Raw genomic sequence first — 13,924 nt, 5'->3', positions numbered from 1 at the left:
CCCCCCCCCCCCCCCCCCCCCCCCCCCCCCCCCCCCCCCCCCCCCCCCCCCCCCCCCCCCCCCCCCCCCCCCCCCCCCCCCCCCCCCCCCCCCCCCCCCCCCCCCCCCCCCCCCCCCCCCCCCCCGCGGGGCTCAGCGCCAGCGGTAGAGGTCGCGCAGCAGCGCGATCTCGGCGCCGTGGTGGAGCACCTCCCGGTTGATGTGCAGCACCAGCGTGGCCATCGGCAGCTCGGCGTACGGCCCCTCGGCCGGCCCGCACGGCCGCGCCAGCGCCGCCTCGTCCAGCCCGCGCACGCCCGTCGTCCACGCGGCGTAGACCGCGTCGAGCTGGGTCAGCGCCGTGGCCGCGTCGCCCGGGTACTCGTGGCTCTCGTAGTCCATCGCCGGACCGCCGAAGTGGGCGGCCGCCCGCATGCCGAGCACGCCGACGACCACGTGCCCCATCCGCCAGGCGATCGTGGTGACCGGCGCGGGGTCGGGCTCGGGCACGGCGAAGTCGATGGTGAAGTCGCCCCGGCCGACCGCGATCGGCGCGGGGGAGGTGCCGCGCGGGCGCACGTTCCACGCCCCGCGGACCGGCTCCCAGCGGTACTCCTCGTCGGTCAGCCCGTCCAGCCGCGGGCGCAGCTGGGTGCGCCAGTGCCAGTCCAGCTGCTCGACCAGTTCGTGCGTCCAGTCCACCGTCGTCCGTGTCGTCTCCATGAGCGGCACGCTAGGAGCAGATGCGGACCGATCCTGTCCGCGTCCTGCGCCACGATGTCCCCGTGGCCGATCCGACCGTCCGGGTGCTGCGCCTCCTCGCGCTGCTCACCTCCGCCCGCTCCTGGCGCGGGGAGGACCTCGCCGCGCGGCTGGGGGTGACCCCGCGGACCGTCCGCCGCGACGTGGAGCGGCTCCGCGAGCTCGGGTACCGGGTCGACGCCGCACCCGGCCCCGCAGGGGGCTACGTGCTCGGCCCCGGCACCGCCCTGCCGCCCCTGGTGCTCGACGACGAGGCCGCGGTGACCGTCGCCGTCGCCCTGCACGTCGCCGCGGCCGGCGCGATGGCCGGTGCGGAGGAGGCCGCCGTCCGGGCGACCTCGGTCCTCGAGCAGGTGCTGCCCGGCCGGCTGCGCCGCCGGGTGGCCGCGCTGCAGTCGGCGACGGTGTCGGTGCCCGGGACCGTCCCCACCGTCGACCCCGGCCTGCTGGGCGTGCTCGCGCTGGCCTGTCGGGACGGCGAGCGGCTGCGCTTCCGGTACACCGCCGCCGACGGGGCCGACACCCGGCGGCACGTCGAGCCCCACCGCCTGGTGTGCAGCGGACGCCGCTGGTACCTCGTGGCCCGCGACGTCGACCGCGACGCCTGGCGCAGCTTCCGGGTGGACCGGCTGTCGGACGCCCTGACCACCGGGGTGCGGTCCCGCCCGGCCGACCCGCCCGACGCCGCCCGGTACGTCAGCGAGGGCGTGGCCGCGGGCCCCTACCGCTGGCGCGCCCGCGTCCTGCTGGACGCACCGGCCGCGACGGTCACCGCGCTCGTGCCGCCGACCGTCGCGGTGGTGGAGGTCCTCGACGAGCGGCGCTGCCTGCTCACCACCGGCGCCGACAGCCTCGACACCATCGCCGCGCACCTGGTCCTGCTCGACGTGGACTTCACCGTGCTGGCGCCCGCGGAGCTCGGCGCGCGGTGCCGGGAGCTCGCCGACCGCCTGCGCCGCGCCGCGGGCTGAGCGGTCCACCGCGCCGCTTACCCTGAGAGGTGTGACCAGCACGCTCGAGCCGGCGACGGCCCTGCCGCCGCTGCAGCTCGGCGCGCTGACGGTCGACCCAGCCGTCGTCCTCGCCCCGATGGCCGGCATCACCAACCCGGCGTTCCGCACGCTGTGCCGCGAGTTCGGCGCCGGCCTGTACGTGTGCGAGATGATCACCACGCGGGCGCTGGTGGAGCGCAACGAGAAGACCCTGGCGATGGTGCGGGCGACCCCCGACGAGAAGGACGCCTTCTCCGTGCAGCTCTACGGCGTCGACCCGGCGACCGTCGGCCGCGCGGTCGAGATGCTGGTGGACGAGGGCGTCGCAGGCACCCGACCCGCGCACGTGGACCTCAACTTCGGCTGCCCGGTGCCCAAGGTCACGCGCAAGGGCGGGGGGTCGGCGCTGCCGTGGCGGCGAGTGCTCTTCCGCGACATCGTGCGGGCCGCCGTCCGGGCCGCCGGCGACGTGCCGGTCACCGTCAAGACCCGCATCGGCATCGACACCGACCACGTCACGTACCTCGACGCCGGCCGGATCGCGCAGGACGAGGGCGCCGCGGCGATCACCCTGCACGGGCGCACCGCCGACCAGCTCTACAGCGGCACCGCCGACTGGGCGCCGATCGCGCGGCTGGTGGAGTCCGTCGACATCCCCGTGCTCGGCAACGGCGACATCTGGGAGGCCGACGACGCCCTGCGCATGGTCGCCGAGACCGGGTGCGCCGGCGTCGTCATCGGCCGGGGCTGCCTGGGGCGGCCGTGGCTGTTCGGCGACCTGGCCGCGGCCTTCGCCGGGGAGTCCCGCCGCGCGCTGCCGACCCTCCGCGAGGTCGCCGCGGTCATGGTCCGGCACGCCGAGCTGCTGTCCGAGGAGCAGGGCGAGCTGCACGGCTGCACCGACTTCCGCAAGCACGTCGCCTGGTACCTCAAGGGGTTCTCGGTCGGCTCCGACGTCCGGCGGGCCCTGGCGATGGTCAGCTCGCTCGACGAACTCGGCGGGCTGCTGGCCGGCATCCCCGACCAGCCCTACCCGACGGCGGTGCTCGGCGGGCCTCGCGGGCGCACCAGCGCGCCCCGCCCCGTCGCGCTGCCCGCAGGGTGGCTGGACGACCGCGACGACCCCCGGCCGCCGGCCGGGGCCGAACTGATGGTGAGCGGCGGGTGAGCGCGATGACGCAGGGCCCCTACCTCTACGACGACGACCCGGCGCCGCTGCACACCGGCACCCCCCGGTCGGCGCGCGGCCTGATCCTGGCGATCCTCGGCGGCACCGTCCTCGTCGCGGTCGCGATGGCGCTCGGGCTGCCGCTGGTCAAGGGCAGCCCGGAGGAGCAGGCGCGCGAGGTCACCGGGGTCTTCCTCGCAGCGCTCGCCGCCGACGACGTCGAGACCGCCCACGGGCTGCTGTGCGAGAGCGAGCGCGCCCGCCTCGCCCCCGAGCAGGTGGCCGGGGTCTACGCCGCCGGCGGGGCCGGCGAGGTCGCCGGGACCACCGAGGGCGAGCGGGACGGCGAGCCGGTGCAGCGGGTCGACGTCCGGTGGACCGACGGCAGCACCTCGACGTTCACCGTGGTCCCCGAGGACGGCGCGCGCGTCTGCGGCACCTCCACCGGCTGAGGTCCGGTTCCTCGCCGGTCGCCCGAACGGGGCTGGCGGACCTCCGCGGCATCGGACACGATCACCTCTGCCCGAGACGTATGAGACGTCTACCCCGGGCGCGGGACGGTCGGCGGACGAGCGCGGAGGTGCACGGTGGGCGGGACCGGTGCGACGACCTGGGTCTACGACTTCAGCCAGGGCAGCAAGGACCAGAAGGACCTGCTCGGCGGCAAGGGTGCCAACCTCGCCGAGATGACCAACCTCGGGCTCCCGGTGCCGCCCGGGTTCACCATCACCACCGACGCCTGCCGCCACTACCTCCAGCACGGCAGCACCCCGCCCGAGCTCGCCGACCAGGTGACCGAGCACCTGACGGCCCTGGAGAAGGCGATGGGCAAGACCCTCGGCGACCCCGCCGACCCGCTGCTGGTCTCCGTCCGCTCCGGAGCCGCGGCGTCGATGCCCGGGATGATGGAGACCGTCCTCAACGTGGGCCTCAACGACGAGTCGGTCCAGGGCCTGGCCGCGCAGTCGGGCAGCGAGCGGTTCGCCTGGGACTCCTACCGCCGGCTGATCCAGATGTTCGGCAAGACCGTGCTCGGCATCGACGGCGAGCACTTCGACGACGCGCTCGACGAGGTCAAGCGCGAGCAGGGCACCGACCTCGACCTGGACCTGGACGCCGGGCACCTGCGCGACGTCGTCGGCCGCTACAAGGCGATCGTCTCCGAGCACACCGGCCGGGACTTCCCGCAGGACCCGCGCGAGCAGCTGGACCTGGCCATCAACGCCGTCTTCGACTCGTGGAACTCCGAGCGCGCGATCCTCTACCGCCGGCGCGAGCGGATCCCCGGCGACGCCGGCACCGCGGTCAACGTCGTGGCCATGGTCTTCGGCAACCTCGGCATGGACTCCGGAACGGGCGTCGCCTTCACCCGCGACCCCGGCAGCGGGGAGCAGGGCGTCTACGGCGACTACCTGCAGAACGCCCAGGGTGAGGACGTCGTCGCCGGCATCCGCAACACCGTGCCGCTGCCGGAGCTGGAGCGCATCGACGAGGGCGCCTACCGCGAGCTGCTGTCGATCATGAGCACGCTCGAGTCGCACTACCGGGACCTGTGCGACATCGAGTTCACCGTCGAGCGCAGCAAGCTCTGGATGCTGCAGACCCGTGTCGGCAAGCGGACGGCGGCCGCGGCGTTCCGCATCGCGACCCAGCTGGTCGACGAGGGGCTCATCGACCTGGACGAGGCGGTCCGCCGGGTCACCGGCGAGCAGCTCGCCCAGCTGATGTTCCCGCGGTTCGTCTCCGGCGGGGACGCCACCCAGCTCACCCAGGGCATGAACGCCTCGCCCGGCGCCGCCGTCGGCAAGGCGGTCTTCTCCTCCGAGACCGCCGTCGAGTGGGCGGGCCGCGGGGAGCAGGTGGTGCTCGTCCGGCGGGAGACCAACCCCGACGACCTCTCCGGGATGATCGCCGCCCAGGGCGTGCTCACCAGCCGCGGCGGCAAGACCTCGCACGCCGCCGTCGTCGCCCGCGGCATGGGCAAGACCTGCGTCTGCGGCGCCGAGGAGCTGCAGGTCGACACCAAGGCCGGGGGGTTCACCGCCCCCGACGGCACGCAGGTGCACGAGGGCGACGTCATCTCCATCGACGGGTCCACCGGCCGGGTCTGGCTCGGCGAGGTCCCGGTCGAGCCGTCCTCGGTCGTCCGGTACTTCGAGGGCGAGATCGACCCGGAGTCAACGAGAGCCGACGGCGGTGCTGATGAGCTGGTGCGCAGCGTGCACCGGCTCCTCACCCACGCCGACTCCCGCCGGCGGATGGACGTGCGGACCAACGCCGACACCCCCGCGGACGCCGCCCGGGCCCGCCGCTTCGGCGCCCACGGCATCGGCCTGTGCCGGACCGAGCACATGTTCCTGGGCGACCGGCGCCAGCTGGTGGAGAAGCTGATCCTCGCCGAGGGGGACGACGAGCGGCAGGCGGCGCTGGACGCGCTGCAACCGCTGCAGAGGCAGGACTTCCTCGAGATCTTCGAGGCTATGGACGGGCTCCCGGTCACCGTCCGCCTGCTCGACCCGCCGCTGCACGAGTTCCTGCCCGACCTGACCGACCTGTCGGTGCGGGTGGCGGTCGCCGAGGCCGAGGGCCACCACGACGAGGGGCAGCTGCGGCTGCTCGCCGCGGTGCGGCGGATGCACGAGCAGAACCCGATGCTGGGCCTGCGGGGTGTGCGCCTGGGGCTGGTCGTCCCCGGCCTGTTCGCGATGCAGGTGCGGGCGATCGTCGAGGCGGCCTGCGAGCGGCTCAAGGCCGGCGGCGACCCGCGGCCGGAGATCATGATCCCGCTGGTCGGTGCGGTGCAGGAGCTGGAGGCGATCCGCGAGGAGGCCGAGCGGGTGATCACCGACGTCTGCGCGACCCACGGCGTCGACCTCCGCCCGCTGATCGGCACCATGATCGAGGTGCCGCGCGCGGCGCTGACGGCCGAGGAGATCGCGCAGTCGGCGGAGTTCTTCTCCTTCGGCACCAACGACCTCACCCAGATGACCTGGGGCTTCTCGCGGGACGACGTGGAGGCGGCGTTCTTCCACGCCTACCTGGACAAGGGCATCTTCGGCGTCTCGCCGTTCGAGTCGATCGACCGTCCCGGGGTGGGCCGGCTCGTGGAGATCGGCGCCGAGCGCGGCCGCGCCGGCCGCCCGGAGCTCAAGCTCGGCGTCTGCGGCGAGCACGGCGGCGACCCGGACTCGGTGCACTTCTTCCACGAGGTCGGCCTGGACTACGTGTCCTGCTCACCGTTCCGGGTCCCGGTGGCCCGGCTGGAGGCCGGCCGCGCCGCGCTGGGGGCCGAGCACGTCGGCTCCTGAGCTCACCGTGCTCTGATCGAGATCCGCACAGTGGTCGCGATCAGCCCGCTGACGGCGACCACTGTGCAGATCTCGCGGGGGGAGTCCGGCACACCGTCCCCATCCGCCTGGTCCCGACAGCCCCGCGTGGTACCCATGACGCGTGGGGGTGCGTGCAGGGAGCCTGATCGGCCGGGTGGTCGGCGCCCTCGTCCTGGCGTTCTTCCTGCTGGTCGTCTCGACCGCGACGGCGATCTGGTGGACGGCGCGGCAGGACGCCCGGCCGGAGTCGGACGCGATCGTGGTGCTGGGCTCGGCCCAGTACAACGGCGTCCCGTCGTCGATCTTCGAGGCCCGGCTGGAGCACGCCCTGCAGCTGTACGAGGACGGCGTGGCACCGGTGATCGTGACCGTCGGCGGCAAGGCGGCCGGGGACCAGTTCACCGAGGCCGAGGCCGGCGCGGACTACCTGGCCGGCTCCGGCGTCCCCGACGACGCGCTCCTCCCCGTGCAGGAGGGCGTGGACACCCTGGAGAGCATGCGGGCGGTGGGTGCGGCGTTCACCGAGCGCGGCTGGAGCTCAGCGGTCCTGGTGACCGACCCGTGGCACGCCCTGCGCGCCGAGCGGATGGCACAGGACGCCGGCATCGCGGCGGAGAGCTCCCCGACCCGGCAGGGCCCGGCCGTGCAGACCCGCACCACGCAGTTCCGCTACATCCTCCGGGAGACGGCGGCGTACCTGCTCTACCGCGCGACCGGCGAGAGCGTCGCCGGCGCGCCCGGGATCGGCTGAGCGGGGGAGGGATCGTGCTCGAACTGGGCAAGGCCGGCACCGCCGGCACCGAGAGGCGGGTGCTGCGCGACGGCGTCGTCGTCGCGACGCTGCGGGCCTCGAACTGGAAGGAGGCGGCCACGGCCGTCGTCGGCGACCGCGAGTGGGTGCTCGCGAAGCGCAAGCGGGAGCTCACCGGCCGGTGGGCGGCCGACCCGGAGGACGCCGTCCGGCTGCGGGCCTGGCAGACGTCGTTCTGGAAGGGCACCTGGGACGCCGACCTCGAGGGGACGGCGCTGCACGCCGAGGTGGTGTCCCGCTGGAAGGGCGGGTACCGCTACCTGGTCGACGGCCGGGTGGTGGCCGAGACGGGGACGACGGGCGGCTGGTCGCCGCGGTCGACCCTGACGGCGGACGAGTCCCTGCCGCTGGACCACCAGGTCTTCCTGCTGTGGCTGGCGCTGGTGATGAGCCGCCGGGACCAGGCCGCGACGACGGCCGCGATCGCCGGTGGCGCGGCTGCGGCGGGAGGCAGCTGATGGCCGGGCGGGGGCGCATCCGGGCCGCGGACATCGCCCTGGTCCGCGAGCGGAGCAAGATCGACGAGATCATCGGCGAGCACCTGCAGCTCAAGCGGGCGGGCGGGGGCAGCCTCAAGGGCCTGTGCCCCTTCCACGACGAGAAGTCGCCGTCCTTCCACGTCACCCCCTCGCGCGGGCTCTATCACTGTTTCGGGTGTGGGGTGGGCGGCGACGTCATCCGCTTCGTGCAGGAGATCGACCACCTGTCCTTCAGCGAGGCCGTCGAGCTGCTCGCCGGGCGGGCCAACGTCGAGCTGCACTACGAGGACGACGGCGGCCGGCCCACCGGCGGGCCGGACCGCTCGCAGGTGGGCCAGCGGGCCCGGCTGGTCGCGGCCAACACCACGGCCGCGGCCTTCTACGCCGAGCAGCTGACAACGCCCGAGGCCGCGCCCGCGCGGCAGTTCCTCGCCGACCGCGGCTTCGACCGGCAGGTGGCGCTCGACTACGGCTGCGGCTACGCCCCGGGCGGCTGGGACGCCCTCACCCGCCACCTGCGCGGCAACGGCTTCACCCAGCAGGAGCTGGTCACCGCCGGGCTGGCCAAGGAGTCCTCCCGCGGGACGCTGATCGACCGGTTCCACCGCCGGCTGGTCTGGCCGATCCGCGACATCACCGGCGACGTCATCGGCTTCGGCGCCCGCAAGCTGATGGACGACGACCCGGGCCCGAAGTACCTCAACACCCCCGAGACCCCGCTCTACAAGAAGAGCACCGTCCTCTACGGGATCGACCGGGCCAAGCGCGACATCGCCCGCCGGCACCAGGCGGTGGTCGTCGAGGGCTACACCGACGTCATGGCCTGCCACCTGGCCGGTGTGACGACGGCGGTGGCCTCCTGCGGCACGGCCTTCGGCCCGGAGCACATCAGCGTCCTGCGCCGGCTGCTGATGGACCAGGACGAGTTCCGCGGCGAGGTCATCTACACCTTCGACGGCGACGCGGCCGGCCAGAACGCGGCGATGAAGACCTTCGCCGAGGACCAGCGCTTCGTCGGGCAGACCTTCGTCGCGGTCGAGCCCGACGGCCGGGACCCCTGCGAGCTCCGCCAGGCGCACGGTGACGCCGCCGTCCGGGACCTCGTCGCCCGCCGGACGCCGCTGATCGCCTTCGTGCTGAAGACCACGCTGGCCGGCTACGACCTCGACACCGTCGAGGGCCGGGTGGCCGCGCTGGAGAAGACCGTGCCGCTGGTCGCGCAGATCAAGGACCACGCGCTGCGGCCGGCCTACGCCCGCCAGCTGGCCGGGATGATCGGCAACACCGACGAGGCCGAGGTGCAGGAGCGGGTGCGCCGGCTGACCGGGGACGACGCCGCACCGCAGCGGTCCCGCGGTGCCCGGACGCCGAAGCGGTCGCCGGACGACATCGCGGTCGCCGTCGAGCGGGAGGCGGTCAAGGCGGCGCTGCAGGTGCCCGAGCTGGCCGGGCCGTCGTTCGACGCGATCCCGGTGGAGGCCTACACCGACCCCGACCACGCCGCGGTGGCCGCCGCGGTCGCCGCTGCCGGCGGTGCGGCCGCGACGCGGGTGACCGGCCCGGCGTGGCTGGACGAGATCGCCGCGCACTGCACCAGCGAGAGCGCCCGGGCGCAGCTGACCGCGTTGGCCGTCGAGCCGATGCGGTCGGTGGGGGAGGCCGACGCCGGCTACGTCAACGCGGTGCTCGCTCGACTGGAGGAGATGCACACCGTCCGGCAGGTGGCCGCACTCAAGGGCCGGCTGCAGCGGATGAACCCGGTGGAGGCCGGCGACGAGTACATGCGGGCGTTCGGCCAGCTGATGGCGCTCGAGCAGCAGGCGATCTCGCTGCGGCAGCGGGCGATGGGCGGGCTCGCGCAGTGAGCCTCGTCGAGCGGGTGCGGCGGCGGCTGGCCCGTCCGCCGGAGCTGGTCCGCGCGGTGGCGCAGGCCTCGGCCGACCCCGACGAGCGGGTGCTCGCCTGGGGTGCGCTGGTGCGCGACGAGGGCTGGCTGGTGGCCACCTCCCGCGGCCTGCGCAGCGTCCCCGCCGGCCTGGCCCTGCCCGATGCCGGTGACGTCGGCGTCCTGCCGTGGCACGAGGTGGCCTCGGCCCGGTGGACGGCGACCGGCGACGGCGGCGGCCGCTTCGAGGTCACCGCGCTGAGGGAGGTCGAGCCGGGCGTGCAGGCGCGGCTGCCGGTGGAGCGGCACGCCTTGCGGGACGCCGGTGACCTGCCGGCCGTCGTCCGCCGACGGGTGGACGAGACGGTGGTCGACAGCCGCCGGGCCCCGTTGCCCGGCGGCGGGGGAGTCCTGCTCGTGGCGCGGCGGGTGCCCGGTCAGGCCGCGCGGGAGTGGACGGTCGTGTTCGACGACGACGCCGACCGCAGCGACCCGGTCGCCCGGGAGGTCGCGCGGGAGAAGCTGGCCGAGGTCGTCGCCGCCGACCAGGTGGTCTGACCCCGCGTCAGGGCGTCGGACCCGGGCTCGGCGGCGCCACCGGCCCCGGGGCGGTGGGCCCGGTCGGGCGCTCGCTGGGGGTGTCGCGGCCCATGCGGGCCTTCACCGAGTTGACGACCGCGTCGGCTCGGGCCTGGGCCATCCCCGCCACGCCCTGCAGCTGCGGGTTGTCCTTGGCGTTGTCCCACGCCTTGCGGATCTGCTCGTAGCGTTCCCGCCCGGCCTTCGAGCCGAGCACGTACCCGGCACCGAAGCCGGCGAGGAAGGACAGCTTCGCCACGGGGGACCTCCTGCTGAGTCTGGAAGCGGATGATCACGGTAACCGGGCCGCCTGTGACGCGCGACGCGAAGGCCCCTCCGCGGCAGCCCGGACGGCGTCGGGTACTCTTGCTGCTGCGCGCGGGTCCGACCCGCCGATCCCCCGTAGCTCAATTGGCAGAGCATGCGACTGTTAATCGCAGGGTTATTGGTTCGAGTCCAATCGGGGGAGCCACACCGCAGGTAGGCGCGTCGAGTCCCGCCCGTCGACCAACGGACCACCGAGCACGATCCCTGTGGAGCCTCGGCCGCGGGTGGTCATACGCCCGGGGTCTCGTGCATCGTGACGTCGGCGGTCTGCCCCTCGTCGTGGAGCCGCGCTACTGGAGTTCCTGACCGCGCAACCCCGGAGGGTTCGTGGGCAGTCGTGAGTCCTCTGGCGGGGTCCCGGCGCAAGCTGCTCGATCGTGTCGCGTCCGGCAGACCTCTGCGTCGTCGTGCGGCCAGGCGTTCGGTGGACCAGCCGAGCTGCCGCAGGTGGATGACCCGTGCTGCGCGAAGCTCCTCACGCCGGAGCGGCGGGCCACTTCCACGAGTCCGGCGAAGCCCTCGTCGACGCCGTGCAGCAGCACGACCGGCGGGCCGCTCAGTCGGTGGTCATGGCCCGCCGGCGGACGCGTTCGTCGTAGCGGTCCCGCGCGCCGCTGACCGGCCTGCCGAGGTACTCGCCCAGCGTGACGCCGGCGGCGAGGGCCAGCCCGACGGCGGCGGCGCCGACGAGGGCGGCCAGCCCATCCTGGTAGTCGGCGTCCACGACGATCGCGAACAGGCCGCGGTAGATCGCCAGCCCCGGCAGCAGTGGGACGATGCCGCAGACCACGATGAGCTGCGGCGGGATCCGCAGCCGGTCGGTCAGCAGCTCCCCGCAGAAGCCGACCACGACGGCCGCCAGCGCGCTGGCCAGCGCGGGCCCGGCAGCCCCCGGTCCGCCGGCCGTCCAGAACGTCGACCACGACAGCGCTCCGGCCAGCGCGGCGAGGGCGACGTCGCGCGGGCGGGCGTGGCAGGCCAGGGACCAGGACCCGGCGATCCCGGCGGACGCGGCCAGCGCGACGGGGTACGGCACGGGGGAGGACGAGGCGGTGACGACGGCCAGCGGGAGTCCGGCTCGCTGCGCCAGGTCCAGCACGCCGGCGATGCCCACGACGATGCCGGCGGTCAGCGTCACCACCTCGAAGGCCCGGGCCACGGCGGTCACCGGGAAGCCGCTGATCGCGTCCTGGGAGGCGCCGACCAGGGACAGTCCGGCGAGCAGCACGACGATGCCGGCCGCGACGACCAGCGAGGTGCGCACGTCGACGTCCCAGGCGAGCAGGAGGACGGCGACCCCCGTGGCGAGCGCGGCCCCGACGGCCTGCTGGAAGAACAGCGGCAGGCTGCGCCGGTTGAGCACGCGCAGCACCTGCTCGATCAGAGCGGTGGTCAGCGCCGCGATGAGAGCCTCCGACCACCCGCCGCCGAGGACGACCCCGAAGCAACCGGCGACGCCGGCCCAGGCCAACGCGGTCACGGTGCGGCGGTAGGTGGCGGGCGCGGACACAACGCGGTCCAGCCGGCGGTGTGCCTCCTCGACGTCCAGGCCGCCCGCGCCGACCGCGCGGGCCAGGTCGGTGATGCCCTGCAGGCGGGTGTAGTCGGACCGGCTCGTGCGCACGATCCGCATGGCGGTGAGGGGCACGGCGTCCTCGCGGTCGTAGCTGACCGTGATGGACGTGTGGGTGATGTCGACCTGGCAGCTGGTCAGCCCGTAGGCGGCAGCCACCCGCAGCACCGTCGCGGTGACATCGGCCGCGGGGGCCCCGAGGGCCAGCATCGATGCCCCGATGCGCAAGGCCAGCCCCAGTGCAGCGTGCGCGGTGAGGTCGTCCATCCGGCTCGGCTGGGCGCGCAGGCCGATGGGTGCGGTCGGTGGGTCGTTGCCCGCGATGGCTCGCCATGCCCGCTCCGGGATGCGCGCATACGGCGCGGAACGCTTCCAGGGCCAGGTGGGCACGCTGCCAGGCTAGGTCCGGGGAGCGTGCCGACCACATCAGGCGACCCGTCGTCCCGTGACGTCCACAGCAGTGGCTCGCGGCGCGAAGCCCGAGAACCGATCCAACGGTGCGGGCGGCGTGCAGGTCGGGAGCGACGGTTCACGTCGGATCGCGGCCGGCGCGGTCGGCCACGGGGTGGCCCCGTTGCCCTGCTCGTGGTGACCAGTTCCGGGCCACCATGACGCTGTGCGCACCGATCCGGAGTCATCCCGTGGTCCCGGCCCGTCCCCGTCCCCGTCCCCGTCTCCGCTGCGGCGCGCCTCCGGGGCCCTCGTCCTCGCCGCCGCACTGCTCGTCGGGTGCGGCGCCGACGATGATCGGGTCGTTGCCAGCGGCACGCCTGCCGTGCCGCCCGCGTCCCCGTCGACCGGTGGACCGCCGCCGGTCGCCGTCCCCAGGGTGGACCTCGGCGCGCCGCAGGAGCTGGTGACCGGGCTCGACGTCCCATGGGGGATCGCCTTCCTCCCGGACGGCTCGGCTCTGGTGGCCGAGCGGGACGACGGGCGGGTCCTGCGGTTGCCCCCCGACGGCGGACAGCCGGCCGAGGTGGCGGTGCTCGCGGACGTCGCGGCGCGCGGCGAGGGCGGCCTGCTCGGACTCGCCGTGCCCCCCGATCACGACGAGGACCCCTGGGTGTACGCCTACCTCACCACCGACGAGGACAACCGCGTGGTCCGCTTCCGGCTCGACGCGCCGGCCGACGCCGAGGTGGTGCTGGCGGGCATCGACGCGGCGAACGTCCACAACGGTGGGCGCATCGCCTTCGGCCCCGACGGGCAGCTCTACGTCGCCACGGGTGACGCCGGCGACCGGGATGCCGCCCAGGACCCCGACGACCCCAACGGCAAGATCCTGCGGCTGCGCCCGGACGGCTCGGTGCCGCCGGACAACCCGACGCCCGGCTCCCCGGTCTACAGCCTCGGGCACCGCAACGTGCAGGGCCTGGCCTGGGACGGCACGGGCCGGCTGTGGGCCACCGAGTTCGGTCAGAACGCGGTCGACGAGGTCAACCTCATCGAGCCCGGCGGCAACTACGGCTGGCCCGACGTCGAAGGCGAGGGCGACACCGACGGCGGCCGGTTCACCAACCCGCTGGTCGTGTGGGACACGTCGGAGGCCTCTCCCTCCGGTGCCGTCGTCGTGGGCGACACGCTCTACGTCGCCGCGCTCGCCGGGGAGCGGCTGTGGGCGGTGCCGCTGCAGGCGGACGGCGTCGGTGAGCCGCGCGCCGAGCTGGACGGTGCCTACGGGCGCCTGCGCACGGTCGTGCAGGCCCCCGACGGAGCACTGTGGCTGACGACGTCCAACGGCGACGGCCGGGGCGACGAGCGCGACTGCGACGACCGGATCGTGCGCTTCCCGGTGGCGGCTCCCTGAGTCCCGGGTCGCCGGATCGAGCTCGACCTCCCCTCCCGTGAGGACCAGGAGGACGGCGATGCGGTGTCGACTCGCGAGGTGGGGCGTGAGCCACCGCTCCCATCGAGCTGAGACCCACGCCCCTCCCGGGGGTCGTCCGACCACCTCTGCGCCGGTGCGGGGGGGGGGGCCGCCGGGCGGGGGGGGGGGCGCCGGGGGCGATATTAGTGTGGGGGAGGGGCTCGCCGACGGGG

Annotated in this window: 12 protein-coding genes and 1 tRNA gene; 10 read left to right on the top strand and 3 right to left on the bottom strand. The window is 74.8% G+C overall.

Annotated features, from left to right (window positions below; all coding sequences use genetic code 11):
* Positions 1–132: 132 nt before the first annotated feature.
* Complete coding sequence (locus tag ACI79C_RS24785; protein ID WP_456948364.1) at positions 133–702, bottom strand: DinB family protein; 570 nt, start codon at positions 700–702, stop codon at positions 133–135.
* A gap of 62 nt (positions 703–764) precedes the next feature.
* Between ACI79C_RS24785 and ACI79C_RS24780 the strand changes: the two genes are divergently transcribed.
* The 8 genes from ACI79C_RS24780 (at position 765) to ACI79C_RS24745 (ending at position 9,963) form a co-directional block, all read left to right on the top strand.
* Positions 765–1,712 carry a helix-turn-helix transcriptional regulator gene (locus ACI79C_RS24780; RefSeq protein ID WP_456948363.1) on the top strand — a complete coding sequence of 316 codons (948 nt, stop codon included), beginning with the start codon at positions 765–767 and terminating at the stop codon, positions 1,710–1,712.
* A 31-nt stretch (positions 1,713–1,743) separates the two neighbouring features.
* Positions 1,744–2,901 (top strand): tRNA dihydrouridine synthase DusB, encoded by a 1,158-nt coding sequence (gene dusB, locus ACI79C_RS24775; protein WP_456948362.1) that lies wholly within the window; start codon positions 1,744–1,746, stop codon positions 2,899–2,901.
* Positions 2,902–2,906: 5 nt separating this feature from the next.
* Positions 2,907–3,353 carry a hypothetical protein gene (locus ACI79C_RS24770; protein WP_456948365.1) on the top strand — a complete coding sequence of 149 codons (447 nt, stop codon included), beginning with the start codon at positions 2,907–2,909 and terminating at the stop codon, positions 3,351–3,353.
* A 135-nt stretch (positions 3,354–3,488) separates the two neighbouring features.
* On the top strand, positions 3,489–6,209 hold the full coding sequence (ppdK, locus tag ACI79C_RS24765; RefSeq protein WP_456948361.1) for a pyruvate, phosphate dikinase: 2,721 nt from the start codon (positions 3,489–3,491) through the stop codon (positions 6,207–6,209).
* Positions 6,210–6,351: 142 nt separating this feature from the next.
* Positions 6,352–6,981, top strand: coding sequence for a YdcF family protein (locus ACI79C_RS24760; protein ID WP_456948360.1), 630 nt, complete (start codon positions 6,352–6,354; stop codon positions 6,979–6,981).
* A gap of 14 nt (positions 6,982–6,995) precedes the next feature.
* The gene (locus ACI79C_RS24755) at positions 6,996–7,499 is read left to right on the top strand and encodes a hypothetical protein (RefSeq protein ID WP_456948359.1); all 504 of its coding nucleotides are present in this window, start codon (positions 6,996–6,998) and stop codon (positions 7,497–7,499) included.
* A complete protein-coding gene (gene dnaG / locus ACI79C_RS24750) occupies positions 7,499–9,385 on the top strand; it encodes a DNA primase (protein ID WP_456948358.1) in 1,887 nt (628 codons plus the stop codon). Before ACI79C_RS24755 ends, dnaG begins: the two co-directional genes overlap by 1 nt.
* A complete protein-coding gene (locus ACI79C_RS24745; RefSeq protein WP_456948357.1) occupies positions 9,382–9,963 on the top strand; it encodes a hypothetical protein in 582 nt (193 codons plus the stop codon). Before dnaG ends, ACI79C_RS24745 begins: the two co-directional genes overlap by 4 nt.
* Positions 9,964–9,970: 7 nt before the next feature.
* Here the strand turns inward: ACI79C_RS24745 and ACI79C_RS24740 are convergent, their stop codons facing one another.
* The gene (locus ACI79C_RS24740; RefSeq protein WP_456948356.1) at positions 9,971–10,243 is read right to left on the bottom strand and encodes a hypothetical protein; all 273 of its coding nucleotides are present in this window, start codon (positions 10,241–10,243) and stop codon (positions 9,971–9,973) included.
* A 137-nt stretch (positions 10,244–10,380) separates the two neighbouring features.
* Here ACI79C_RS24740 and ACI79C_RS24735 point away from each other — a divergent pair.
* Positions 10,381–10,456, top strand: a tRNA-Asn gene (locus ACI79C_RS24735).
* 411 nt (positions 10,457–10,867) lie between these two features.
* Here ACI79C_RS24735 and ACI79C_RS24730 read toward each other — a convergent pair.
* Positions 10,868–12,274 (bottom strand): threonine/serine ThrE exporter family protein, encoded by a 1,407-nt coding sequence (locus tag ACI79C_RS24730; protein ID WP_456948355.1) that lies wholly within the window; start codon positions 12,272–12,274, stop codon positions 10,868–10,870.
* 439 nt (positions 12,275–12,713) lie between these two features.
* Between ACI79C_RS24730 and ACI79C_RS24725 the strand changes: the two genes are divergently transcribed.
* On the top strand, positions 12,714–13,691 hold the full coding sequence (locus tag ACI79C_RS24725; RefSeq protein WP_456948354.1) for a PQQ-dependent sugar dehydrogenase: 978 nt from the start codon (positions 12,714–12,716) through the stop codon (positions 13,689–13,691).
* The last annotated feature ends 233 nt before the right edge of the window (positions 13,692–13,924 follow it).

Source organism: Geodermatophilus sp. SYSU D00697 (assembly GCF_054050175.1).
Note: the sequence above shows the minus strand (reverse complement) of the source record. Positions and strands in the feature narration are given on the sequence as shown.